1 protein-coding gene is annotated in these 284 nt (G+C 61.6%); it reads left to right on the top strand.

What is annotated here, in order from left to right; genetic code table 11:
- Positions 1 to 284, top strand: a 284-nt coding sequence (locus SB753_RS36475) for a DEAD/DEAH box helicase (RefSeq protein ID WP_410804980.1), incomplete at both ends; no start/stop codon positions are given.

Below are 284 nucleotides of genomic sequence, written 5' to 3'. Positions count from 1 at the left end.
CCTTGTGCGGCGGCACGCCGATGCGTCCGCAAACCGCGAGTCTCGAACACGGCGCGCATATCGTGGTCGGCACGCCGGGCCGCATCATGGATCACCTCGAGCGCGGCAGTCTGCCGCTGCAATCGCTCAATACACTCGTGCTCGATGAAGCCGACCGCATGCTCGACATGGGTTTCTTCGACGACATCGCGACGGTGGTCAGGCAATGCCCGAAGGAACGGCAAACGCTGCTTTTCTCGGCGACGTATCCCGAGGGTATCGTCAAGTTGAGTCAGCAATTCCTC

Source organism: Paraburkholderia sp. SIMBA_053, from assembly GCF_046534895.1.
Taxonomy (GTDB): domain Bacteria; phylum Pseudomonadota; class Gammaproteobacteria; order Burkholderiales; family Burkholderiaceae; genus Paraburkholderia; species Paraburkholderia caledonica.
Note: the sequence above shows the minus strand (reverse complement) of the source record. Positions and strands in the feature narration are given on the sequence as shown.